This window comes from Leclercia sp. 119287, assembly GCF_009734485.1.
Lineage (GTDB): Bacteria > Pseudomonadota > Gammaproteobacteria > Enterobacterales > Enterobacteriaceae > Enterobacter > Enterobacter adecarboxylatus_C.
This window is the reverse complement of the sequence record NZ_CP046445.1, coordinates 1,559,562-1,582,257: the sequence shown is the minus strand read 5'-3', so window position 1 is coordinate 1,582,257 and position 22,696 is coordinate 1,559,562. Positions and strand designations below refer to the sequence as shown.

Here is a 22,696-nt window from a genome sequence, read left to right as displayed (position 1 = left end):
TGTTGTGCCGGGTGGCGGCTTCGCCTTACCCGACCTACGGGCTGTGCGGTCTGATGCCCGGTGGCGGCTTCGCCTTACCGGGCCTACGGGCCCCAGGGTTTTTGTAGGCCGGGTAAGCGTTAGCGCCACCCGGCGTTTTTATAACGGCACATAAAAACGAAATATTGCGCCCTGACCCGCCTCCATTAACCTGATCCCGCCCCCGTGCAGCTCCAGCATTCGTTTCACAATCAATAACCCCAGACCGCCGCGATTATCCCGCGCCGCCTGCTGACTCAGCGCCGATGGCCGCATAAAAAGCCGATCGCGCAGATGTGCATCAACCCCCGGCCCGCTGTCATTCACCTCCACCTGCACCTGCTCGCCCTCCAGCCACACTTTCAGCCCGATCTCGCCGCCCGGTGGGGTATGGCGAATAGCGTTATCCAGCAAATTAGTCACTACCCGCTCGATCATCGACAGATCGGCATTGATCATCGGCAGCTGGCGCGGCACATCGATATGCAGCCGGAGCTGGCGGGTCTCCACCGCCAGGTCAAACTTTTGCGCTACGTCGGAGATCAGCTCTCCGATGGCAAAGCGCTCCCGCTGCGGCTTGATGCTGCCGTGCTCCAGGCGCGCCAGCTCAAACAGCTGCTGGGAAAGATGGCGAACTTTGTGCCCCTGACGCAGGGCGATAGAGAGATAGTGCTGGGTCTCCTGCGGTGAGAGCGTGCCGGCTTTCAGCGACAGGGTCTCCAGATACCCCAGCAGGGAGGTCAGCGGAGTGCGCAGATCGTGAGAGATATTGGCGATAAACTCCCGGCGCTGCCGGTCGCTGTCAGCCAGTTGATCCCACTGGCTGGCAATCTGCTGCGCCAGTTCGATAAAGGTGTTACGCAGCAGGGCCACTTCGTCCGACGGAGCGGCCTGCGGAGGCTGGGCGGCCAGCTGCTTGATGACGTGCATACTTTCGCGATCGAGGCCACTCACCTCGTCGGTTAACTGCTTCACCGGCCGGGTCACCCAGTACCAGACCAGGCCGCCCGCCAGCGCGCCGAAAAGGGCCACCAGCAGCAGCGACCAGAGCACCGTGCTCCATAGCGTTTTCTGCCACGCCCGCTCCGCCAGCGCGTTCAGCTCTTCCCCCTGCAAAATAATGTACAGATAGCCGCGCAGTACGCCGTCCTGATGCAGCGGCACGGCGCTGAAGACCTTCTCTCCCGTCAGGGTGCGGGGATCGTCCCCGTAGACCGGCATCATCCCGCCGCTGAGAAACTGCTGCACCGGCGCAACAGTGAGCTTTTGCCGCTTGATATGCCCCGGCGGCGCAGCATCGGCGAGGATCTCCCCGTCCGGGGAGAGGATGTAGAGCTCCACGCTGGGGTTAAAGGTCATCAGCCTGTCGAACAGCGGCTTGAGCCGGGTGCGATCGACCTGCCCGTTGGCATCCAGCAGGGTTTCACGCTGGGCGATGTGCTGCGCCAGCCCGCCGGAGAGACGCTGCACCATGGCATTCCCGTACTGCATGCTGGTCCAGAGCTGCACCGCGCAGGCCACTGCCGCACAGCCCGTCAGCAACAGGATAAACAGCAGGGTGAGACGACGCGTCATTCCGCCTCCCTGGCAAACCGGTAGCCTTTGCCCCAGACGGTGCGGATCACCTCCGGCTCGGCGGCGTCTTTCTCAATTTTTACCCGCAGGCGGTTGATGTGGGTATTGACGGTGTGTTCGTAGCCTTCGTGCTGATATCCCCACACCTGTTCAAGCAGGGCCAGGCGGGAGAAGACCTCCCCGGGATGACGGGCGAAAAAGTAGAGTAGATCGAATTCACGCGGGGTGAGATCCACCCCCTCGCCGTGCAGCAGGACGCTGCGAGCCAGCGGGTCGATGGTCAGACCGTGGGCGGTAATAAGCCCGGAGGACTGCTGGCCCATCGCCTGCTGACGGCGGAACAGCGCCCGGATCCGCGCCACCAGCTCCTGCACCGAGAAGGGTTTAGCGAGGTAGTCATCAGCCCCGGTTTCAAGGCCCAGAATGCGCTCGGTTTCGCTGCTGCGGGCGCTGATGATAATCACCGGCAGGTAGTGGTCGCGCTGGCGGATAGCCCGGCAGAGGGTCAGCCCGTCAACGTTGGGCAGCATCAGGTCGAGGATCACCGCATCCCAGTGGGCTTGCCCGAGCAGGTGCAGCGCCCTGCCCCCGTCCGCCTCGTGGGTAATTACGTAACCTTCGTCTTCTAAATTGAGGCGCAGTAACGCGGCGATATCGCCATCGTCCTCCACCAGCAGGATCTGCTTCATCGGTCAGCCTTATTAAATCTTAACAGGTAAAGCTTACCCGATTTCCGCGGCGGGAAACGTTCACATTTTGTTTAAGATTGCGCGGGCCGACAAAACCCGTAGGCCCGCGCAAGCGCAGCGCCGCCGGGCAGTGGCTCAGGACTTAACTAACAGGGTCAGCACTTCATAGTGCGCGGTATGGGGGAACATATCGAACAGCTGCACGCGCGCAAGGCGATAGCCCGGAAGTTCGCGGAGATCTTTCGCCATCGTCTGGGCATTGCAGCTGGAGTAGATAATAAAATCCGGGGCCATCTGGCTCAGGTAGTCGCACAGCGCCTTGCCGATGCCGCGGCGCGGCGGGTTAACCAGCACCAGGTCCGGCACGTTGCCCTGGCCGGTAGCGAACTGCGTCGAATCGAGTGCCTGGAAATGCAGATTCGTTAACCCCAGTTCGGTAGCCGACTGGGTCGCGCAGGCGATCGCCTCGGCGGAAATCTCAATCCCGGTCAGCTTCATCTCCGGGGTGGCGCAGTGCAGGCCAAAGCCGCCGACGCCGCAAAACAGATCCCACATATGATTCACCGGAAGCCCACGCACCCAGTCGCGGGCGGTGGCGTACAGCTGGCTGGCGACGGTCGGGTTGGTCTGGAAGAAGCTCTTCGGGCGGATCCACAGCGGCACGTCGTTGAAACGTTCTGCCAGCGCCTGGGGTTCAGTGAAGAAGATCTCTTCGTCGCCCTCCATGATCGCCATATGTACCGGCTGAATGTTGGCGGTGATCACCTTCAGCTGCGGCAGCTGTTCCTGGAGCCACGGCAGCGCCGCGCGCAGCTGAGGCAGCTTGGCGTCCGAGCGCAGCACGAAGCGTAGCATCATCACGCCATCAAGCTGGCTTTCGGTGAGCAGAATGTACTTCAGCTCGCCGCGCTTGCGCTCCACGTTGTAGGGCGTGAGACCCGCGCGGGCAATAAAGGGTTTCAGGGCGGCAAAGACCGGGACAAACGAGGCTGGATAGAGCGGGCAGTCGGTCAGATCGACAGGGGTGCCGTCCCGGTGGAGCATTCCGAGCAGCGGTTTTTCGACGCTGCCGCTGACCACCATTTTGGCTTTATTGCGAAATGCCTGTTCCGGCCCGCTGACCGGCGCGCACCACTCCGCCACCGGCAGGTCAGACAGCAAGGTCTGCAGGTCGGCCATTTTGGCGGAAAGTTGAGAAGAGACCGGCTGTTCTATCCACTGGCAGGAGCGGCAGCGACCGGCGTCATAGAGTGCGCACTGCATAACGAAACCTTAATACGTCTGGGGGCAGCGATTATACACGTTATTGCAGACGGAAAAACCGTCGGCTGGCCGCGGGCACAAACAGCAGGCCGAGCACCAGGATATCGGGGAGCTTTTGCATCACCAGGGTATGGAAGATCTCGCGTTTTGACTCGCCGGGGATGCTGAACAGTTCCGGATAACCGTAACCCAGCGACGCGGCCCACAGATAGCCGGTGGCGACCACCTGGGTCAGCAGGTAGATGAGCCGCGCCCAGTTACGCCCTTTCACCAGCGAAAAGGCGCAGTAAATTTCGATAAACACCAGCATCAGGCTGGCGAAAAAGACCAGCGTCAGGTTCCATGTCTGGACGCTGCGGTGAATGAACTCGCCCATGCCGCGCACGCCCAGAGTATTGAAAATCATAAATACATCGAGGCAGCGGATCATAATAATGGCGAGCGCCGCCACCTGCACCAGAGCAGGAACATTCAGACGGGCATGTGACTGACTTGTTTTGCTGAAAAATCCCAACGTGATGTCTTCCATGAAACGATGCCGCGATAACGCGGCATCTCAATTACGCTTCTTTGCAGATTTTAGGAGCTTCAGCCGCGTCTTGCACGCTGGATATCGCGCTGGCGCTGTTTTTCAGACCGCGCCATCAGATACCAGGCAATCAGGCCGATAATGCCGACCACGCCCAGGATCAGCGTTGCCAGGGCGTTAATCTCCGGGTTGACCCCCATGCGCACGCTGGAGAAGACCAGCATCGGCAGCGTGGTCGCCCCCGGGCCGGAGACAAAGCTGGCGATCACCAGGTCGTCGAGCGACAGGGTAAAGGCCAGCAGCCAGCCGGAGACCACCGCCGGCATGATCATCGGCAGGGTGATGATGAAGAACACCTTCAGCGGCGTCGCCCCGAGATCCATCGCCGCCTCTTCAATGGAGTGATCCAGCTCGCGCAGCCGCGAGGAGATCACCACCGCCACATAGGCGGTGCAGAAGGTGACGTGGGCCAGCCAGATGGTCAGCATGCCGCGATCCGACGGCCAACCAATGGCGTGCCCCATCGCCACAAACAGCAGCAGCAGCGACAGGCCGGTGATCACGTCGGGCATCACCAGCGGGGCGGTGATCATAAAGGCAAAACCGTTGGCGCCGCGGAAACGGCCAAAGCGCACCATCACCACCGCGGCGATAGTGCCGAGGATCGCCGCCATCGTCGCCGCGCAGGCGGCAATGGTCAGGCTTAACCCCACGGCGCTCATCATCGCCTCGTCGCGGAACAGCTCCCCGTACCAGCGCGTGGACCAGCCTGCCCACACCGTCACTAATTTGGAGCTGTTGAAGGAGTAGATCACCAGCATCAGCATCGGGGCATACAGGAACGTAAAGCCAATCACCAGGATCAGGATCCGCCACGGCGAGCGTACTACCGGTAAGTTGTTCATCCGTGATCTCCCATCTGTTTCTGCTGGTACTTGTGGAACCACATGATCGGCACGATCAGCAGGAGCAACATCACGATCGCCACCGCCGAGGCCACCGGCCAGTCGCGGTTGTTAAAGAACTCCTGCCATAGCACGCGGCCAATCATAATGCTGTCCGGGCCGCCGAGCAGTTCCGGGATCACGAACTCCCCCACCGCCGGAATAAACACCAGCATCGACCCGGCGATAATCCCGCCTTTGGTCAGGGGCACGATGACGCTGAAGAAGGTTTTCATCGGACGGGCACCGAGATCCAGCGCCGCTTCTACCAGCGAGTAGTCGATGCGCGTCAGGGCGGTGTAAATCGGCAGAACCATAAACGGCAGATAGGCGTACACAATGCCGATATAGACCGCCAGATTGGTGTGCAGAATGGTCAGCGGCTGATCGATAACCCCCAGCCACAGCAGAAAGTTGTTCAGCACGCCGTTGTTCTTCAGGATCCCCATCCAGGCATAAACGCGGATCAGGAACGAGGTCCACGAGGGTAAAATCACCAGCAGCAGCAGGATATTACGCGTCGAGGGCTTGCTGTGGGCCACCGCCCAGGCCAGCGGGTAGGCCAGTAGCAGACAGCAGATCGTCGAGACAGCCGCCACCTGCAGGGACTGCAGATAGGCCTCAAAATAGAGCGGATCGTCGGTCAGCTGCAGGAAGTTGCCCAGGTTGAGCATGATCGACAGCTGGCTGTCGTCCCACTCCACCAGGTCGCTGTAGGGCGGGATCGCGCGTGCCATCTCGGCCAGGCTGATTTTAAACACAATCAGGAACGGCAGCAGGAACAGCAGGATCAGCCACACGTAAGGGAGGGCGATCACCAGCTTGCGCCCGTGGGCCATCTGCATCCGCGTCAGCCAGCTGGTATCAATGCCCGCAGCGGGGCGGGTCACAGGTTCAGGTTTGTTCATCGCCGTTCCTTATACCGTCAGCACAACGCAGCTGTCCGCTTCCCAGCAGAGACGCACTTCGTCGCCCCAGGTCGGCAGCCCTTTACGGTAGCGGTAAGTGTTCTGCAGCTGGGCGCTGATCATCTGTCCGCTCTTCAGACGGACATGATAGATGGAGAGATCGCCCAGATAGGCAATATGCACCACCTCCCCCACCGCAAAGTTATAGCCATCGGCAGGCGGCGCGTCGCAGAGTGTGATTTTCTCCGGGCGCAGCGCTACGTACACCGGCACGTTGTCCACCACCGAGTTGTCGGCGGCGACCTTCAGCGGGTGGATAAGGCCCGGCGAGTCGATCACCAGCCCGTCCTCTTCACGCGTTTTCAGCAGCCCTTCGAAGACGTTCATGGAGCCGATAAATTCGGCGCTGTAGCGGGTGGTCGGGTGCTCGTAGATCTCTTCCGGCTCGCCAATCTGCACGAACTTGCCGCGGTTCATGATCGCAATGCGTCCGGCCATGGTCATCGCCTCTTCCTGGTCGTGAGTCACCATCACGCAGGTCGCGCCGACGCGCTCCAGAATATCCACCACTTCCAGCTGCATGCGGTCGCGCAGTTTTTTATCCAGCGCCCCCATCGGCTCATCCAGCAGCAGCAGTTTTGGCCGTTTCGCCAGGCTTCGGGCCAGGGCCACGCGCTGACGCTGCCCGCCCGAGAGCTGGTGCGGCTTACGCTTCGCAAACTCCTGCATATGCACCAGGCTCAGCATTTCGGCCACGCGGCCGGCGATCTCGGCTTTCGGCATTTTGTCCTGCTTCAGGCCAAAGGCGATGTTCTGCTCCACGGTCATGTGCGGGAACAGCGCATAAGACTGGAACATCATATTGATGGGACGCTGATACGGCGGTACCTGCGAGAGGTCAACGCCGTCGAGCATAATCTGCCCGGCGCTGGGCTGTTCGAACCCGGCCAGCATGCGCAGCAACGTCGATTTCCCGCAGCCAGATGCACCCAGCAGGGCAAAAATTTCGCCTTTGTAGATAGTCAGGCTGACATCATCCACGGCATTCTGACCATCAAAAGATTTGGTCAGGTTACGGATTTCCAGCAGCGGGGTCAGCGCTTTACGGGTTTTCGCCTGCGGGCGGGGGATCGCGTCGTTCACGGGGTGCTCTCCGGCATCAATCAAATTGGTGCAGGCGCACCAGAACGGTGCGCCTGTTGCCGGGGGCGCTACGCTTGCCCGGCCTACGAGGAGCGGTTATTTACCGCTTTTCACTTTCGTCCACGCACGGGTACGGACGCGGTCGATTTTCGGCTCCTGGACGCTCAGGGTGAACATCTTGGCGCGCACGTCTGCCGGCGGGTAGATACCCGGGTTGTCACGTACTTCGGCGCTGACCAGTGAGGTGGCCTCTTTGTTACCGTTGGCGTAGAAGACGTGGTCAGAGATGTGGGCAATAACGTCCGGACGCAGCAGATAGTTCAGGAACTGATAGGCTTCGTCTTTGTTTTTTGCATCAGCAGGCATCGCGAAGACGTCGAAGAAGGCCATCGCCCCCTCTTTCGGGATCGAATAAGCGATATTCACGCCATTTTTTGCCTCTTTGGCGCGGTTAGCCGCCTGCCAGACGTCACCTGCCCAGCCGATAGCCACGCAGATATCGCCGTTCGCCAGATCGTTAATGTACTGGGACGAGTGGAAGTAACGGATGTTAGGACGCAGCTTCAGCAGCAGGTCTGTGGCCGGGCCGGTGTAGTCATCCGCTTTGGTGCTGTTTGGATCTTTGCCGAGGTAGTTCAGGACGGTGGCAAACACCTCTTCCGGAGCATCGAGGAAGGAGACACCGCAGCTTTTCAGTTTCTCGAGGTTCTCTGGCTTCAGCACCAGATCCCAGCTGTTCACCGGCGCATCGGCACCCAGCACCTGTTTCACTTTTTCGACGTTATAGCCGATGCCGGTGGTCGCCCACATGTACGGCATGGCGTACTTGTTGTCCGGATCGTGTTTGGCGATGAGCTTCAGCAGCTCGGGGTCGAGGTTTTTCCAGCCCGGCAGTTTGCTTTTATCCAGCGGCTGGAACACGCCGGCAGAGAGCTGACGCTCAAGGAAGCTGGCTGACGGCACGACCAGATCGAAGCCGGTGCTGCCCGCCATCAGTTTGCCTTCCAGCACTTCGTTGGAATCGAAGACGTCATAGACGACTTTAATGCCGGTCTCTTTTTCAAAATTCGCCACCGTGTCCGGGGCAATATAATCAGACCAGTTATAGATATGCAGCGTTTTTTGTTCCGCAGCAAGCGTGCCGGCAGAGACAGCCATCAGAGCACCTGCAACCAGACCCGATAACCATTTTTTATTTAAAGCGATCATAGCGGTAATCCTTCTGAAAGCGCGTTAACAAACGCGCTAAAAATGAACACTCTTAGCCTATGCAAGAAACGTGCATAATTTATCACTCTGCCTGCAGCAGAAGATGTTACTCAGGTGGCAGTATCTGCTCGCATTTAACAGCATCGCAAGAATAAACTGTAGCTTGTCTCCGTAGCTATAGCTCAGATTAAAAAACGCCTTTTAACAATTTTTTATGCAGTAAATGTCTATGTGATAAGCCGAATTGGCGGGATGGCGGTGAATAATTCTTTAAAGAAAGGTTAAATCCAGCAGAAAAGAGGGTGTTATGCAGCCGCCACGACAGCGACTGCCTAAAAGTCAGACAGCTTTAGTGCAGAAAATTGCCCGACGTTTCAGGTTGCTCAGCGCCCTCTTCGGCGTTGTACAACAGATGATGGGCGCTGGCTTCAAGCATCACCATGGAGATCTGCTCTTCGCTCTGCTGAATGAAGGCCGCGAACTGCGGGAAAGTCAGCCCGACGGCTGCGTTGAAAGACTGGCAAACCACCAGTTTTGGCAGATTATCGTCCTGTATATCGAGAAATGCTTTCACCGTCAAAGAACTGGCATTGATGGCGGATAAATCCGATGCTAAGGCCAGCAATGCCGAGGGTTTAACCTCCGCCAGCGCGGAAAAAAGAATGACGTCGTTAATCAGATCGAGCTTGGCATCAAACACGCCGTCAAAGTTTTGCATGTGCGGCAGGTGCAGCGCCTGGCAGGTGTCGCATTCAAAAAAGCTAACGCCCATGTTGTCGAGCCAGTGGCGCAAGGTATCAAGTGTCGGTACTACGAGTGAATCCATAACGGTGGAACCTCTTAAAAAATAACAGTGCGTGGCAGGTCAGTTATCCGCCCGTTTTCAGACAAAACTCCGGCGTGGCCTGGCGCTCTATCCAGCCGATCATCTTCCCGGCGATATCAATACCGGTGGTTTTCTCAATGCCTTCCAGCCCCGGTGAGGCGTTAACCTCCATCACCAGCGGCCCGCGATCGGCACGTAAGATATCGACCCCGGCAATATCGAGCCCCAGCGTCTGGGCGGCAAGCAGTGCGATCTCCCGCTCGCGCGCGGTGATCTCCACCATCCGGGCAACGCCCCCCCGGTGCAGGTTGGAGCGAAAATCGCCCTCTTTGGCCTGACGTTCGATGGCCGCAACCACTTCATCGCCCACCACCAGACAGCGAATGTCCCGCCCTTTCGCCTCCTGAATGTACTCCTGCACCAGAATGTGCGCGTTCAGGCCGCGAAAGGCATCGATCACGCTCTCTGCTGCCTGACGGGTTTCGGCCAGCACCACGCCAATCCCCTGGGTGCCCTCCACCAGCTTGACCACCAGCGGCGCACCGCCCACCATCTCGATCAGATCGCTGGTGTCGTCGGGCGAGTGGGCAATGCCGGTAATGGGCAGGTCGATCCCCTGACGGGCCAGCAGCTGCAAAGAGCGGAGTTTGTCGCGCGCCCGGGTAATGGCCACGGATTCATTCAGCGGATAACTGCCGAGCAGCTCAAACTGGCGCAGGGCGGCGGTGCCATAGAAGGTGATTGCCGAGCCAATACGCGGGATAACCGCGTCAAAGTGCGGCAGCTGACGCCCTTTATAGTGAATGGAGGAGGCCGCCGGGCTGATATTCATATAGCAGGACAGCGGGTCGAGGATTTCTACCTGATGGCCGCGCTGCTCCGCCGCTTCACGCAGGCGTTTACAGGAAAAGAGCGTTCCATCCCGGGACAATATGGCAATTTTCACCCTGCACCTCTCAGACATAATCCGGTAAAAGCCTGCGTATCATACACGCAGGCAGGCGCAGGATGAATGGACTTATCGCGTCGCCCAGCCCTGTTTATGCAAATAGTCGAGAATAAACGGACGGTTTTCCTTGATGATGGTGCGCCTGATATGGTCGCTCCCGGTATCACGACGATTATTGGTCGCGCGGCTGAGGTAGTAATTCGCCAGCTCTTCGTCGTACTGCGCCAGCACCTCTTGATCGACCGGCTGATAGTGGTTTTCATGCACCACCATCGCCGCAGGCAGGCGCGGCTTGACGTCCGGGTTATCCGCCGGCCAGCCGAGGCACAGGCCAAACAGCGGCAGAACGTGCTTCGGCAGCTGCAGCAGTTCGGTCACCGCCTCAATGCTGTTACGGATGCCGCCGATGTAGACGCCACCCAGTCCCAGCGACTCCGCCGCCGTCATCGCGTTTTGCGCCAGCATTGCGGTATCCACCACCCCGAGCAGCAGCTGCTCCGCCAGGCCAAGCTGCGCTTCAGGGCAGATTTGCAGATGGCGGTTAAAGTCGGCGCAGAAGACCCAGAACTCCGCTGCCTGGGCGACATGCTGTTGTCCGCCGGTGAGGGTCACCAGCTGTTCGCGCATCGCGGGGTCGGTGATGCGGATAATGGAGCTGCACTGCAGGAAGCTGGAGCTGGACGTGCCTTGCGCACCGGCAATAATGGCCTCGCGCTGCGCGTCGCTGATGGGTTCCTGAGTAAAATGGCGGATGGAGCGGTGGGAACGTAGCAGATCAATTACTGGCGTCATCTTGTCTCTCTTTACGGGCGTTACTGACATTTCGCCAGTATAGGCAAAGAAAAGGAGGCTGTAATTGGCCAAACATAGCCTGAAGATATCAATGCAACAGGCAGAACCTGCTTTCCATTACCGATAGTTATCGGCAATATAGCGTTATTCGCCGTCTGGCTTAGTTTCAGGAGAGAGAACATGTTTGCAGTGATTTTTGGACGTCCGGGTTGCCCTTACTGTGTGCGCGCAAAAGATCTGGCAGAAAAACTGACCGCTGAGCGTGAAGATTTTAACTACCGCTACGTGGACATTCATGCCGAAGGCATCACCAAGGCCGATCTGGAAAAAACCGTCGGTAAGCCGGTTGAAACTGTTCCGCAGATTTTCCTCGACCAGACCCACATCGGCGGCTTTACCGATTTTGAAGCCTACGCCAAAGAGCACCTGGGGCTGTTTGCTGCCCAGTAAGCCTTTCACGCCCTCACTCTGAGGGCGTTTTTATTCTCTCGCGGCGGTTCTTCAGCGCCCGGCGCACAAACAGAAAGAACAGCGCACCTAACGCACACCAGAAAACGCCACTCAGCAGCCAGGCCAGCTCCTGCACCATCGTGCGTGACGGGATAAACATCATCCGCATCACCACCAGACAGACCGGCGCGGCCAGTATCGCCCCAATCAGCGGCCTGATCACCTCTCCGCCACGGGAGAAGAAGCTGGCAGCGATACCCGGCAAGGTGAAGAAGAGTAATCCCAGTCCAGGGTAGCCTGCGGACATAAACGCCCCCCTCACCCTGAACGTCAGACAGACGCACACCGCGGTGAACAGTAAAAAGCGGTGATGCTGCCAACTTACTGATTTAGTGTATGATGGTGTTTTTGAGGTGCTCCAGTGGCTTCTGTTTCTATCAGCTGTCCCTCCTGTTCAGCTACTGACGGGGTGGTGCGTAACGGCAAAAGCACCGCCGGACATCAGCGCTATCTCTGCTCTCACTGCCGTAAAACATGGCAGCTACAGTTCACTTACACCGCCTCTCAACCCGGTACGCACCAGAAAATCATTGATATGGCCATGAATGGCGTTGGATGCCGGGCAACCGCCCGCATTATGGGCGTTGGCCTCAACACGATTTTACGTCACTTAAAAAACTCAGGCCGCAGTCGGTAACCTCGCGCATACAGCCGGGCAGTGACATCATCGTCTGCGCGGAAATGGACGAACAGTGGGGCTACGTCGGGGCTAAATCGCGCCAGCGCTGGCTGTTTTACGCGTATGACAGGCTCCGGAAGACGGTTGTTGCGCACGTATTCGGTGAACGCACTATGGCGACGCTGGGGCGTCTTATGAGCCTGCTGTCACCCTTTGACGTGGTGATATGGATGACGGATGGCTGGCCGCTGTATGAATCCCGCCTGAAGGGAAAGCTGCACGTAATCAGCAAGCGATATACGCAGCGAATTGAGCGGCATAACCTGAATCTGAGGCAGCACCTGGCACGGCTGGGACGGAAGTCGCTGTCGTTCTCAAAATCGGTGGAGCTGCATGACAAAGTCATCGGGCATTATCTGAACATAAAACACTATCAATACGTTGGAGTCATTACCTAAAAAGCAGCAAGCCACGCCAAACCAGTTACGTTTAATATTCACTCTATCCCCCTGCCAGTGCGGACAAATACTTTTTTCGCCCCGTGGACGCCAATTAGTTGAGTCACCCGGCATTCCTTGCCAAAATCAGCACGCCATTACATCATCGCTATCAAAGGGTGATATTTGTTAAAAATTAACTAATAGTTTGATATTACTTTGTGGGATATATTATAATGCGCGATCGGGAGCGTTACTCCTTCTCTTACAGTGCAAAACAGTAGCCTAAATATCCCACCCCTTCAACCACTTACTGGTAAACGAAAAGTTATCCTCCGTGAACATAAACGTCGCAGAATTGTTAAACGGGAATTACATCCTGTTATTATTTGTGGTACTGGCTCTGGGTCTTTGCCTGGGTAAATTACGTCTCGGGTCGATCCAACTCGGTAATTCTATTGGCGTTTTAGTCGTTTCGTTATTATTAGGCCAGCAGCATTTCAGTATTAACACCGATGCCCTGAATCTGGGCTTTATGTTGTTTATTTTTTGTGTCGGCGTCGAAGCCGGGCCCAACTTTTTTTCTATTTTCTTCCGCGACGGCAAAAATTACCTGATGCTGGCGCTGGTGATGGTCGGCAGCGCCCTGCTCATCGCGCTGGGTTTAGGCAAACTGTTTGGCTGGGATATCGGCCTGACGGCGGGCATGCTGGCCGGGTCGATGACCTCCACGCCGGTGCTGGTGGGTGCCGGAGATACGCTGCGCCATCTCGGGCTGGATAACGCCCAGCTGTCGCTGGCGCTGGATCACCTCAGCCTCGGCTATGCCCTGACCTATCTGATTGGTCTGGTGAGTTTGATTGTCGGCGCACGCTATCTGCCGAAACTGCAGCATCAGGATCTGCAGACCAGCGCCCAGCAGATCGCCCGCGAGCGCGGTCTGGACACTGACACCAAACGCAAAGTCTATCTGCCGGTGATCCGCGCCTACCGCGTCGGCCCGGAGCTGGTGGCCTGGGCCGACGGTAAAAATCTGCGCGAGCTGGGCATTTATCGCCAGACCGGCTGCTATATCGAACGTATTCGCCGTAACGGCATTCTGGCTAACCCGGACGGCGACGCGGTGTTGCAGATGGGCGATGATATCGCGCTGGTGGGTTATCCGGATGCGCACGCCCGTCTCGATCCGAGCTTCCGTAACGGCAAAGAGGTGTTCGACCGCGACCTGCTCGACATGCGCATCGTCACCGAAGAGATCGTGGTCAAGAACCACAACGCCGTGGGCCGCCGCCTGGCCCAGCTCAAGCTGACCGACCACGGTTGCTTCCTCAACCGGGTGATCCGCAGCCAGATTGAGATGCCTATCGACGACAACATCGTCCTGAACAAGGGTGATGTGTTGCAGGTGAGCGGCGACACGCGCCGCGTGAAAACCGTCGCCGACCGCATCGGCTTTATCTCCATTCACAGCCAGGTGACCGACCTGCTGGCGTTCTGCGCCTTCTTTATTGTCGGCCTGATGATCGGGATGATCACCTTCCAGTTCAGCAACTTTAGCTTCGGCATCGGCAACGCCGCAGGCCTGCTGTTCGCCGGGATCATGCTCGGCTTCCTGCGTGCCAACCATCCAACCTTCGGCTATATCCCTCAGGGCGCGCTGAACATGGTGAAAGAGTTTGGCCTGATGGTATTTATGGCGGGCGTCGGCCTGAGCGCGGGCAGCGGTATCAGCCACAGCCTGGGCGCAGTGGGCTGGCAGATGCTGGTTGCCGGGTTAATCGTCAGCCTGGTGCCGGTGGTGATCTGTTTCCTATTCGGCGCCTACGTGCTGCGCATGAACCGCGCCATGCTGTTTGGCGCGATGATGGGCGCCCGTACCTGCGCCCCTGCAATGGAAATTATCAGTGATACCGCCCGCAGCAACATCCCGGCGCTGGGCTATGCCGGTACCTACGCCATCGCTAACGTGCTGTTAACCCTTGCGGGGACCTTGATCATCATCATCTGGCCGGGGCTGGGATAAGAGAGAAATTTGCGCAATGGCGAAAAAATTTTCGTGATGCGCAGAACTTTTCTGTCATCCGTCAGTCATAACTATTGCCACTGCTTTTCTTTGATGTCCCCAATTTGTGGAGCCCATCAACCCCGCCGTTTTGGTTCAAGGTTGATGGGTTTTTTGTTGCCTGTGATTTACACTCATGTGTCGACAAAATGGCGACTGCATTAAAAACTGTTGTTGAAATCTGTTATCCTCCCCCCAGATTTTTCGCTCTCATCACTTCTGAAAACCATCGATTCCTGACAGCTAACGATTATAATCATAAGGAAAAATCAGCCAGGATAGCCGCATGAAAGAATATGAATGTTCACTGAGTTGCTGTCGAAGCACCCTGGGAACTCGAAGACGCGCTGCTCGCATCAATTCCACTTCCGTAAAACAACCAGAGGAACGTTCGTGACTTTAGAAGGACGCTTTCAGAAATGCGTCGTCAGGCTGCGATAGAGACATGATTGAAAGAGATTGCAGATGGAGCGGTTTCAGAAGAAGTTTGGCAGCGTAGTGACATTTTGGCTTAGAATGAAGAAACGATGGGTATCACCTTCAAATGCTATGATAGCATCAGAAAAAAAATCACCTGAACATGACTATGAACATCAGAAATGACCTTCACGGACTAACAATATTCCGTTTTATAACTGCTTTTTATGTATTTTTATTTCATTGTAATCTGAGATATAAGGCTGAAGTCTCCGAGTGGCTGCAATCTGTGATTGGAAATGGCGCTATTGGAATGTCTTTCTTTTTTGTCCTTTCTGGTTTTGTCATGGCATGGGCTTCAAGAAAGGGAATTAAAGAAAACTACTATCGTTCCCGAGTCGCCAGAATATTCCCTGCCTATTTTATTATGGGTTTGATTTCGATTCCTTTCCTTTTCGAATACAACTTAAAACAGGCCATAACCTATATTATATTATTTTTAACTACTGCTCAGTCGTGGTTTCCTGACAGTTTTAGTCAATGGAACTTTGGTGGTTCATGGTCTGTTTCAACGGAAATGTTTTTTTATCTCGTTTTCCCATTCCTTTTGCCGCTAATTAAAAAAAGACCGATACTTTCATTAAGCATTGCGATCATAATATCCTCAATAATCATACCAATATCTATGATATTAACTAATAGTGCGGATTTCCCACGTTATTATGTCAGTCCTGTCCACCGCTTACCGGAGTTTGTAGCAGGTGTAGCGATTGGATGTATTTTTGCGCAAGGTTTCCGTTTCACTCGTTTTAACAAAAGTTTTCTTATTCTCGCTATAGCATCACTACTTTTCATTTCTCCAACGAGCAATATTGGCTGGATGCAAAACAACTATATAACACTACCTGCTACTTGCATTATTGTTTATTACCTTGCAAGTGCAGCTATCAATAAAAATATAATCACACTCCCTTTGATATATTTAGGAAAGATAAGTTACTCATTTTACTTGATGCAGTTGCCTATCATGATTTATATAACAAAATATCATGACACTCTGGCATCATTTCCAACATGGTTTATATGGACACTTTTAGCATTAATTAACATAGTGATGGCTTCGGCTTGCTACCATTTCGTTGAAGATAATAAGACTATAAAATCTTTCATTCTTAACTGGAAGCGCAAACCAAATTCATCATTGGAATTAAGTTAGTTTAGGTTTTTAGGCCAGGAAGCTTATGATGCTGCAAATGTTTCACTGGCCTGCACCTTTAGTGTAGTGCATCCTTATCATTGGTTTAACTTTATCCTTGCCGAGGATGAGGCGAGGTTACAACTTATTCTTCTATAAATTATAGCTAATGATACTTTGCGCGTGAGCAGCGTTGGAGATTTCATCTTTGCGGCGACTATCCCGGCTTTCGTCTTTTTTATTCATCCGGCCCCTCTCATTACCATCCCAGATGTCATTTCATAAACTTTCTCGCACCAGGGAGCTTCAATATATCCCCAGAAAAGATCTGTTGTTTTCAGGCAATAAATCGCACCCGCCAGCCCCATCTATCCACCCATCCCCCATTTAAGTGTTACGCTTAATAAGTCACCTAAATTTTCCCCCGAGCCCAAGGAGTACCAATGCTCGCGCTATACAACACAGCGATCGTGCTTTTAACCGTTGCCGCCATGGAACTCATCGCCGCTCTTGCACACAAGTACATCATGCACGGCTGGGGTTGGGGATGGCATGAGTCGCATCACGAGCCGCGCACCAGCTGGTTTGAGGTCAACGACCTGTACGCGGTGGTGTTCGCCGTGCTGGCGATTGTGCTGATTGCGCTGGGGACCTGGAGGATATGGCCGCTACAGTGGATTGGCGCCGGGATGACGCTCTATGGCGCGCTCTATTTTATGGTGCATGATGGGCTGGTGCATCAGCGCTGGCCGTTTCGCTATATCCCGCGCCGGGGTTACCTCAAGCGCCTCTATCTGGCGCACCGTCTGCACCACGCAGTACGGGGCAAAGAGGACTGCGTCTCCTTTGGTTTTCTCTATGCCCCGCCGATTGAAAAATTGCAGGCCACCTTACGCCAGCGCAAGGCCCGCCGTGGGGCTAGCGCGGGCGCTGCCAGAGCTGAGGCGGGCGCGGTGACGGCGTCGCAAAACGAGAAGTGAGCGAAAGCAAAGCCCCTTTTAGCAGTAATCCCGACTTCTCCAGACCGCTGGTCCCCTGCCGTGTATCCCAGGCCCGGGGCCCCGCCGCGCCGACCTTCACGCCAATCTCACGATATACCCCGTGCGCCGAGGCAATGGCCCAGGCGGATCGCAGCGGCAGCCCGGCCAGACCTTCCCGGGCAGAGGCATAGTAAGGCTCGGCTTCTGCCACCAGCCGTCGGGCGATATCCGCGAGGGGCGCGCGCATTTTGGGCTGTGCTATCGCCCCCGGGGGGATGTCCGCTTCTGCCAGCCACTGGGCGGGGAGATAACAGCGGCCCACCCGGGCATCCTCGACAATATCCCTGGCGATATTGGTCAACTGAAAGGCGAGGCCTAAATCACAGGCTCGATCGAGCACGGCTTCATCGCGTACCCCCATCACCCTCGCCATCATTAACCCCACCACCCCCGCCACGCGATAGCAGTATTGCAGGGTGTCATCGAAAGTCTCGTAATGCGTCTCGCGTACGTCCATGGCAAAACCGTCAAGGTGGTCGTAAGCCAGCTGGAGCGGGATGTTGTGGCCCAGCGCCACCTCCTGAAAGGCGGCAAAGGCGGGCTCACGCATCTCTCCCCCTTCCCACGCGCGCAGAGTCTGGCGTTTGAGCATCTCCAGACGCTGCTCTGCCTGGGCGCTGTCCACGGGACTGGCGTTAAATCCCAGCTCCTGGCCGTCGATAACGTCATCGCAGTAGCGGCACCAGGCGTAGAGCATCAGCACGCTACGCCGGGTGGCCGGATCGAAGAGTTTCGCAGCGGTGGCAAAGCTTTTCGAGCCCACGGCTATGGTGTCGGTCGCGTGATCCATCAGGGTGGTGTTCATCGGGAAAGCGCCTCCAGCATCAGCCCTGCCGTGGCTTTGGCCGAACCGATCACCCCGGGAATACCGGCGCCCGGATGGGTGCCCGCCCCGACCAGGTAAAGATTGGGGATTCGGCTGTCGCGATTGTGCGGCCGGAACCAGGCGCTCTGGCGCAGGATCGGTTCGACCGAAAAGGCGGAGCCCAGATGAGCGCCAAGCTGGTCGCGAAAATCGAAGGGAGTGAACATGCGGTGGGTCACCAGCTGGCTGCGCAGCCCCGGCATGTAGTGGGCTTCAAGATAATCGAAAATCCTGTCGCGCAGGCGCGGCCCTTCCACAACCCAGTCGAGATCCGCGGTGCCTAAGTGGGGCACCGGGGCTAACACGTAATAACTGCCGCAGCCCGGCGGCGCGAGGGAGGGATCGGTGACGCAGGGGGCGTGCAGGTAGAGGGAGAAATCCTCCGCCAGCGCGTTTTTATTAAAGATATCGTCGATCAGCTCTTTATAGCGCGGCCCGAAACACACCGTGTGGTGGGCAAGATCGTGCTGCTTGTTAAGGCCAAAATAGAGCACAAACAGGGAATTACTCATGCGTTTGCGCTTGAGCGATGTCGCGCGCGCCGCCCCCGCCGGATGATGCCCCAGCAGCTTTTCATAGGTATGCACCACATCGGCATTGGAGGCCACCGCCGCGGTCGGGATCGTCTGGCCGTCTTTCAGCTCCACGGCGCGAATGCGATCGCCGTCGGCCACCAGCCGGGTCACCTCCGCATTCAGCTGCAACTCCCCGCCGAGATCCTGATAAAGCTTCACCAGCCCCTGCACCAGCGCCCCGGTGCCGCCGCGGGCAAACCAGACGCCCCACTCACGCTCCAGGGCGTGGATCAGGGTATAAATGGACGAGGTGGCAAACGGGTTGCCCCCCACCAGCAGGGAATGAAACGAGAACGCCTGACGCAGCTGTTCATTCTCGATAAAGCGCGAAACCATGCCGTAGACGCTGCGCCAGGCCTGCAAGCGGGCAAGCTGCGGCCCGGCGCGGAGCATATCGCGAAAAGAGAGGAACGGCACCGTGCCGAGCTTGAGATACCCCTCGTTAAACACCGCCCGCGAGTAGGCGTGAAATTTGCGGTAACCCTCCACGTCACGGGGGTTAAAACGTCTTATCTGTTCTTCCAGCCGGGCCTGCACATTGTCGTAATCAAAGACCTCTCCCGTCTCCCAGCACAGGCGATAGAAAGGAGTGACTGGCAGGAGATCGACATAATCCGCCATCCGTTTTCCGGCCAGGGTGAACAGCTCTTCGATGGCGCTGGGATCGGTTATCACCGTCGGCCCGGCGTCAAAGGTGAACCCTTGATCGTGATAAACGTACGCGCGCCCACCGGGCTTATCCCGCTGCTCCAGCAGGAGTGTGGCAATGCCCTGGGCCTGTAGCCGAATGGCCAGCGCTAATCCGCCAAACCCGGCACCAATAATGACTGTTTTATTCATGGTGAAACGCTCGCATCCGGGGAGTGAGTTTCAGTATGGCGAGCATCGCTTCGCCGACGGGAACCGGGGGCTTACCTGCCAGGATCCGCGCTTTATCGGCCAGGGTCAGTTGCCCGGCGTAAAAGCGGGCAATCAGCCCTTCGTTAAGAGAGTAAAAACGTTGCATCACCTGCCAGCGTTTATCGGCATTCCCCGCCAGAAAAAGCATGCGGTTGAGAGTGCGGAAAAAACGCTGCTCCTGCCACTGGCGCAGGGCATAGCGATGAATCACGGAAAAGATCGTGGCCGCGCTGATATCCGCAGTGCCGACGATAGCCTCGGCCAGCGCCACCGCGTGTGGCAACGAATAGCCGGTGGTGGCATGAAACAGCCCGGCGCGCAGGCCGCTGCACGGCTGTTTATCCCGCGCCTGCCAGTAGGCAGGGAAATCACCCGCCAGCATAATCGGCAGATGGCCCCGCTCTTCGCGGATCAGGCGGTCCAGGCACCAGCCCTGCTGGCGGGCGTAGTCAGCAATGTTTTGCCGCGCGGCGCTGAGGTGCAGCCGGGCGGCGTCAATGTAGTGGGTATCTTCGATCAGCAGTTCGGTGGCGGAAAGCGGCAGGGTATAGACAAAACGATACCCGCCCTGCTGGTTGACCGTGGCGTCCATCAGTATCGGCCGGGTCAGGCCGTGCGGCTGGCGGAGATGCCACTCCTGGCCAAGAAATGACTGGCTGCCGGTGTTGAGGTGCCTGTCCGGCGTGTAGCCCCGGCCATCGATCACCGCGCGGGCCCGGAGCGTGGTGCCGTCGGCGAGCGTCACCGTCTGCGGAGTGAGCGCGGTGACGGCGGCGTCAGTTTGCAGGCTCTCGCCACAGGCGTCGGCCAGCACGGCGGCAAAACGCGCGGAGGTGATGCTGAGGTAGTCCCCGGTAAGGGTCCGGTTCAGGCCGGGAAAGCGGACGTCGTATCCCTGCCAGCGATGTGCCACCAGGGGTGCAATCCACCGGTGCTGCCCGGGGGTAATGTCGCCTTCATGAAACGACCAGGTGTGATTCCCCCCCGGCTGGCTATCGGCTTCGAGAAGCAACACGCGCAGCCCGGGGCGCTGTTGACGCAACCGTAACGCGATCAGCCCGTTCGCCAGCCCACCGCCCGCCAGGATGATGTCCCACTCGTGCGCCATTACGTCTGCGCCACCAGCGTGGCCTGACGCAGCTGGGCCAGGTTGGCGCTCCCGGTGCAGAAACAGGCGACGCGCAGCTGGTCGATGATCACCTGAAAATGGTCAATGACCGCCTCGCTGGAGAGTAACGCGCTTTGCAGCACCCCGGCCGCCTGCCCCACCAGGCTTGCGCCCAGGCGGATCGCTTTTGCCACCTCGATGCCGTTGACAATCCCGCCCGAGGCCACAAGCGGCATGTCGGGCAGCGCCTGATGCAGATCCTGTAATGCCGTCGCGGTCGGGATCCCCCAGTCGGCAAAGGCCATCGCCACCGCCCGGCCATGAGCGGTGACGGCGCGTTCGCCCTCAACCGCCGCCCAGCTGGTACCACCGGCTCCGGCGACATCCAGCATCGCCACGCCCGCCGCAGCCAGCTGACGGGCAACCGGTACCGAAAGCCCGCTGCCCACCTCTTTGACCACCACCGGCACATGCAGCGCCTCGACGGTCTGATGAATGGCGTCGATAACCCCGCACCAGTTGCGATCCCCGCCGTGCTGCAGCGCCTCCTGAAGCGGGTTGAGGTGGATAATCAGCGCATCAGCCGCGAGGGCCTCTACGGCGCGTCTGGCATAGTCGATGCCCTGTCGGCCCGCGATTTGCGCGGCACCGAGGTTGGCCATCAGCACCACGTCCGGGGCAAAGGCGCGCAGTTCACGCGTCAGGCCGTAGTTAGCCTCGCTCTCCAGCGCCACGCGCTGGGAGCCAACCCCCATCGCCAGCCCCAGGGCCTGCGCGGCAAGGGCAAGATGTTGATTGATCTGGCTCGCCCGACGGGTACCCCCGGTCATAGAACTGATCAGCAGCGGCGCCTTCAGGGCGCGGCCAAACAGCGAGGTCGAGAGATCAATATCATCAAGATGCAGTTCAGGCAGTGCACAGTGCCCGAACCGCCATTTTTCAAAGCCGCTGGTACACTTTTTTACCCCGGGCGTGCTGTTCAGTACGATATCGAGATGATCGCTTTTACGTTGCGACAGGTTGCTCATTGACACTCCGACAGGGATAACGACAGGCTCTGACTGATAAGCGTCAGCTGTTTTTCAAACCAGACGTGAACATAGTGCCGGGCGGTAGTTCCCGGCTGACAGGCGGTAGCAATATGCTGGTCGGCGCTGCGCACGTGCTCACGCAGGCGCAGGAAAACGCTCTCTGTCCCGAGCACGGCGACCAGCGTCGATTTATCTTTATCCTGATGGGGATCTTTGCCGGTGGCGTGTGAGCCGTCCGTCAGGTCATCTATCAGCTGGAAAGCCTGACCGAGATCGCGGGCGAAAAAGCGCAGACGTTCGCTGACCTGAGGCGGAGCTTCGGCCGCTATGGCCGCCAGTTGCAGGGTGGCATTGAACAGGCTGCTGGTTTTCAACTCATTGGTCAGCTGTATTTCATCCGCATTACGGCTCTGCCGGGCCTCGTTCAGATCGCGAAATTGCCCCTGTACCAGCCCCATATGCCCCACCGATGCTGAAAGCTCAGCAATCGCCCGCGCTTTGGCCTCGTGCGTCAGCGAAGGCGCGCGTGAGATGACGCAAAATGCATGACTCAGCAGCGCCACTGCCGCCAGTATCGCGACGCTTTCGCCATACTGACAGTGAACCGTCGGCCGCCCGCGTCTGAGCATGGCATTGTCCATGCAGGGCATGTCATCCAGAATCAGGGAGGCCACGTGAACCATTTCAATGGCGCAGGCCAGATCCAGAAGGCCTGTCCGCTCAGCTTTGTAGCCCATGTCGGTCGCCGCCAGCAGCAGCAACAGAGGGCGCATGCGCTTGCCGGCGACAAGCGTTGCTTCGCGCATGGCCGCGTAGACCTGGCCCTCCTGCTCTCCCGCAGGCAGCAGTTGTTCCAGACGTTGTTCAAACGCAGACAGCAGCATTTTTACATCATCTTCATGACTAAGGGTCATAGGGGCTTCCCCGGTATATGGTGGCGACTTCCGCAGAAGAGGTAAAAACGCTTGCCGCAGGATGATTTACAAAGCGTAGCGTATCCTTCTGCGTTTTGTTGCCCGCCGGGGTAAGAGAAAACGAAAATAGTTATTAATTATATTAAAATAAATAACTTAAAATTATAGACATGAAGTA

The 22,696-nt window shown here is 57.4% G+C and carries 22 protein-coding genes; 5 read left to right on the top strand and 17 right to left on the bottom strand.

Features of this window, described 5'->3' with window-relative positions:
- Positions 1 to 138: 138 nt before the first annotated feature.
- From GNG27_RS07675 to nfsA, 11 genes are all read right to left on the bottom strand, one after another.
- The gene (locus tag GNG27_RS07675; RefSeq protein WP_156263305.1) at positions 139 to 1,593 is read right to left on the bottom strand and encodes a sensor histidine kinase KdpD; all 1,455 of its coding nucleotides are present in this window, start codon (positions 1,591 to 1,593) and stop codon (positions 139 to 141) included.
- Entirely contained in the window at positions 1,590 to 2,282 is a 693-nt protein-coding gene (locus tag GNG27_RS07670; RefSeq protein WP_142488858.1) for a response regulator transcription factor, read from the bottom strand. Before GNG27_RS07670 ends, GNG27_RS07675 begins: the two co-directional genes overlap by 4 nt.
- Positions 2,283 to 2,417: 135 nt before the next feature.
- Positions 2,418 to 3,545 carry a 23S rRNA (uracil(747)-C(5))-methyltransferase RlmC gene (gene rlmC / locus GNG27_RS07665; protein WP_156263304.1) on the bottom strand — a complete coding sequence of 376 codons (1,128 nt, stop codon included), beginning with the start codon at positions 3,543 to 3,545 and terminating at the stop codon, positions 2,418 to 2,420.
- Between the two features lie 40 nt (positions 3,546 to 3,585).
- Positions 3,586 to 4,074: a YbjO family protein gene (locus GNG27_RS07660; RefSeq protein ID WP_142488856.1), complete on the bottom strand. Its 489-nt coding sequence runs from the start codon at positions 4,072 to 4,074 to the stop codon at positions 3,586 to 3,588.
- A gap of 59 nt (positions 4,075 to 4,133) precedes the next feature.
- The gene (gene potI / locus GNG27_RS07655) at positions 4,134 to 4,979 is read right to left on the bottom strand and encodes a putrescine ABC transporter permease PotI (RefSeq protein ID WP_156263303.1); all 846 of its coding nucleotides are present in this window, start codon (positions 4,977 to 4,979) and stop codon (positions 4,134 to 4,136) included.
- Entirely contained in the window at positions 4,976 to 5,926 is a 951-nt protein-coding gene (potH, locus tag GNG27_RS07650) for a putrescine ABC transporter permease PotH (RefSeq protein WP_156263302.1), read from the bottom strand. Before potH ends, potI begins: the two co-directional genes overlap by 4 nt.
- Before the next feature lie 9 nt (positions 5,927 to 5,935).
- Positions 5,936 to 7,069, bottom strand: coding sequence for a putrescine ABC transporter ATP-binding subunit PotG (potG, locus tag GNG27_RS07645; RefSeq protein WP_156263301.1), 1,134 nt, complete (start codon positions 7,067 to 7,069; stop codon positions 5,936 to 5,938).
- A 96-nt stretch (positions 7,070 to 7,165) separates the two neighbouring features.
- Complete coding sequence (gene potF, locus GNG27_RS07640) at positions 7,166 to 8,278, bottom strand: spermidine/putrescine ABC transporter substrate-binding protein PotF (RefSeq protein ID WP_142488853.1); 1,113 nt, start codon at positions 8,276 to 8,278, stop codon at positions 7,166 to 7,168.
- 349 nt (positions 8,279 to 8,627) lie between these two features.
- Positions 8,628 to 9,104 carry a YbjN domain-containing protein gene (locus GNG27_RS07635; RefSeq protein ID WP_156263300.1) on the bottom strand — a complete coding sequence of 159 codons (477 nt, stop codon included), beginning with the start codon at positions 9,102 to 9,104 and terminating at the stop codon, positions 8,628 to 8,630.
- Positions 9,105 to 9,147: 43 nt separating this feature from the next.
- On the bottom strand, positions 9,148 to 10,050 hold the full coding sequence (rimK, locus tag GNG27_RS07630; RefSeq protein WP_142488851.1) for a 30S ribosomal protein S6--L-glutamate ligase: 903 nt from the start codon (positions 10,048 to 10,050) through the stop codon (positions 9,148 to 9,150).
- Positions 10,051 to 10,122: 72 nt separating this feature from the next.
- Positions 10,123 to 10,845 carry an oxygen-insensitive NADPH nitroreductase gene (gene nfsA / locus GNG27_RS07625; protein WP_156263299.1) on the bottom strand — a complete coding sequence of 241 codons (723 nt, stop codon included), beginning with the start codon at positions 10,843 to 10,845 and terminating at the stop codon, positions 10,123 to 10,125.
- A 180-nt stretch (positions 10,846 to 11,025) separates the two neighbouring features.
- Between nfsA and GNG27_RS07620 the strand changes: the two genes are divergently transcribed.
- Positions 11,026 to 11,295: a GrxA family glutaredoxin gene (locus GNG27_RS07620; RefSeq protein ID WP_142488849.1), complete on the top strand. Its 270-nt coding sequence runs from the start codon at positions 11,026 to 11,028 to the stop codon at positions 11,293 to 11,295.
- A 13-nt stretch (positions 11,296 to 11,308) separates the two neighbouring features.
- Here GNG27_RS07620 and ybjM read toward each other — a convergent pair whose 3' ends face one another.
- The gene (gene ybjM, locus GNG27_RS07615; protein WP_156263298.1) at positions 11,309 to 11,653 is read right to left on the bottom strand and encodes an inner membrane protein YbjM; all 345 of its coding nucleotides are present in this window, start codon (positions 11,651 to 11,653) and stop codon (positions 11,309 to 11,311) included.
- A 63-nt stretch (positions 11,654 to 11,716) separates the two neighbouring features.
- Here ybjM and GNG27_RS07610 point away from each other — a divergent pair.
- The 4 genes from GNG27_RS07610 to GNG27_RS07595 all read left to right on the top strand — a co-directional run bounded on the left by GNG27_RS07610 (position 11,717) and on the right by GNG27_RS07595 (position 17,065).
- Positions 11,717 to 12,432, top strand: a protein-coding gene (locus tag GNG27_RS07610; protein ID WP_231600435.1) for an IS1-like element IS1A family transposase whose coding sequence is annotated in 2 segments (ribosomal slippage) — positions 11,717 to 11,966 and positions 11,966 to 12,432 — 717 coding nt in all. Because the reading frame shifts where the segments join, the coding sequence is not laid out codon by codon here.
- Positions 12,433 to 12,748: 316 nt separating this feature from the next.
- Entirely contained in the window at positions 12,749 to 14,434 is a 1,686-nt protein-coding gene (locus GNG27_RS07605) for an aspartate:alanine antiporter (RefSeq protein WP_142488847.1), read from the top strand.
- 625 nt (positions 14,435 to 15,059) lie between these two features.
- Positions 15,060 to 16,106 carry an acyltransferase gene (locus GNG27_RS07600; RefSeq protein ID WP_231600434.1) on the top strand — a complete coding sequence of 349 codons (1,047 nt, stop codon included), beginning with the start codon at positions 15,060 to 15,062 and terminating at the stop codon, positions 16,104 to 16,106.
- A gap of 422 nt (positions 16,107 to 16,528) precedes the next feature.
- Positions 16,529 to 17,065 carry a sterol desaturase family protein gene (locus GNG27_RS07595; protein ID WP_156263296.1) on the top strand — a complete coding sequence of 179 codons (537 nt, stop codon included), beginning with the start codon at positions 16,529 to 16,531 and terminating at the stop codon, positions 17,063 to 17,065.
- On the opposite strand, the gene crtB is transcribed toward GNG27_RS07595, so the two are convergent.
- Genes crtB through GNG27_RS07570 form a run of 5 tightly spaced genes read right to left on the bottom strand, consistent with a single transcriptional unit; the run spans position 17,004 to position 22,518 of the window.
- Positions 17,004 to 17,930 (bottom strand): 15-cis-phytoene synthase CrtB, encoded by a 927-nt coding sequence (gene crtB / locus GNG27_RS07590; protein ID WP_156263295.1) that lies wholly within the window; start codon positions 17,928 to 17,930, stop codon positions 17,004 to 17,006. The two genes, GNG27_RS07595 and crtB, sit on opposite strands and share 62 nt — an antisense overlap.
- Complete coding sequence (locus GNG27_RS07585) at positions 17,927 to 19,405, bottom strand: phytoene desaturase (RefSeq protein WP_142488843.1); 1,479 nt, start codon at positions 19,403 to 19,405, stop codon at positions 17,927 to 17,929. The genes crtB and GNG27_RS07585 overlap by 4 nt, the downstream gene beginning before the upstream one ends.
- Positions 19,398 to 20,573 carry a lycopene beta-cyclase CrtY gene (gene crtY, locus GNG27_RS07580; RefSeq protein WP_156263294.1) on the bottom strand — a complete coding sequence of 392 codons (1,176 nt, stop codon included), beginning with the start codon at positions 20,571 to 20,573 and terminating at the stop codon, positions 19,398 to 19,400. Before crtY ends, GNG27_RS07585 begins: the two co-directional genes overlap by 8 nt.
- Positions 20,573 to 21,601 carry a type 2 isopentenyl-diphosphate Delta-isomerase gene (gene fni, locus GNG27_RS07575; RefSeq protein ID WP_156263293.1) on the bottom strand — a complete coding sequence of 343 codons (1,029 nt, stop codon included), beginning with the start codon at positions 21,599 to 21,601 and terminating at the stop codon, positions 20,573 to 20,575. The genes crtY and fni overlap by 1 nt, the downstream gene beginning before the upstream one ends.
- Positions 21,598 to 22,518 carry a polyprenyl synthetase family protein gene (locus tag GNG27_RS07570; RefSeq protein ID WP_156263292.1) on the bottom strand — a complete coding sequence of 307 codons (921 nt, stop codon included), beginning with the start codon at positions 22,516 to 22,518 and terminating at the stop codon, positions 21,598 to 21,600. Before GNG27_RS07570 ends, fni begins: the two co-directional genes overlap by 4 nt.
- Positions 22,519 to 22,696 lie beyond the last annotated feature (178 nt).

Bases quoted from the DNA above. Each gene is read 5' to 3' on its own strand.
- GNG27_RS07635 (WP_156263300.1), bottom strand. From the start codon at position 9,104: ATGGATTCACTCGTAGTACCGACACTTGATACCTTGCGCCACTGGCTC.
- GNG27_RS07675 (WP_156263305.1), bottom strand. From the start codon at position 1,593: ATGACGCGTCGTCTCACCCTGCTGTTTATCCTGTTGCTGACGGGCTGT.
- crtB (WP_156263295.1), bottom strand. From the start codon at position 17,930: ATGAACACCACCCTGATGGATCACGCGACCGACACCATAGCCGTGGGC.
- GNG27_RS07585 (WP_142488843.1), bottom strand. From the start codon at position 19,405: ATGAATAAAACAGTCATTATTGGTGCCGGGTTTGGCGGATTAGCGCTG.
- potF (WP_142488853.1), bottom strand. From the start codon at position 8,278: ATGATCGCTTTAAATAAAAAATGGTTATCGGGTCTGGTTGCAGGTGCT.
- potH (WP_156263302.1), bottom strand. From the start codon at position 5,926: ATGAACAAACCTGAACCTGTGACCCGCCCCGCTGCGGGCATTGATACC.
- potI (WP_156263303.1), bottom strand. From the start codon at position 4,979: ATGAACAACTTACCGGTAGTACGCTCGCCGTGGCGGATCCTGATCCTG.
- rlmC (WP_156263304.1), bottom strand. From the start codon at position 3,545: ATGCAGTGCGCACTCTATGACGCCGGTCGCTGCCGCTCCTGCCAGTGG.
- GNG27_RS07660 (WP_142488856.1), bottom strand. From the start codon at position 4,074: ATGGAAGACATCACGTTGGGATTTTTCAGCAAAACAAGTCAGTCACAT.
- fni (WP_156263293.1), bottom strand. From the start codon at position 21,601: ATGAGCAACCTGTCGCAACGTAAAAGCGATCATCTCGATATCGTACTG.
- nfsA (WP_156263299.1), bottom strand. From the start codon at position 10,845: ATGACGCCAGTAATTGATCTGCTACGTTCCCACCGCTCCATCCGCCAT.
- GNG27_RS07620 (WP_142488849.1), top strand. From the start codon at position 11,026: ATGTTTGCAGTGATTTTTGGACGTCCGGGTTGCCCTTACTGTGTGCGC.
- crtY (WP_156263294.1), bottom strand. From the start codon at position 20,573: ATGGCGCACGAGTGGGACATCATCCTGGCGGGCGGTGGGCTGGCGAAC.
- GNG27_RS07570 (WP_156263292.1), bottom strand. From the start codon at position 22,518: ATGACCCTTAGTCATGAAGATGATGTAAAAATGCTGCTGTCTGCGTTT.
- GNG27_RS07600 (WP_231600434.1), top strand. From the start codon at position 15,060: ATGAACATCAGAAATGACCTTCACGGACTAACAATATTCCGTTTTATA.
- GNG27_RS07670 (WP_142488858.1), bottom strand. From the start codon at position 2,282: ATGAAGCAGATCCTGCTGGTGGAGGACGATGGCGATATCGCCGCGTTA.
- GNG27_RS07595 (WP_156263296.1), top strand. From the start codon at position 16,529: ATGCTCGCGCTATACAACACAGCGATCGTGCTTTTAACCGTTGCCGCC.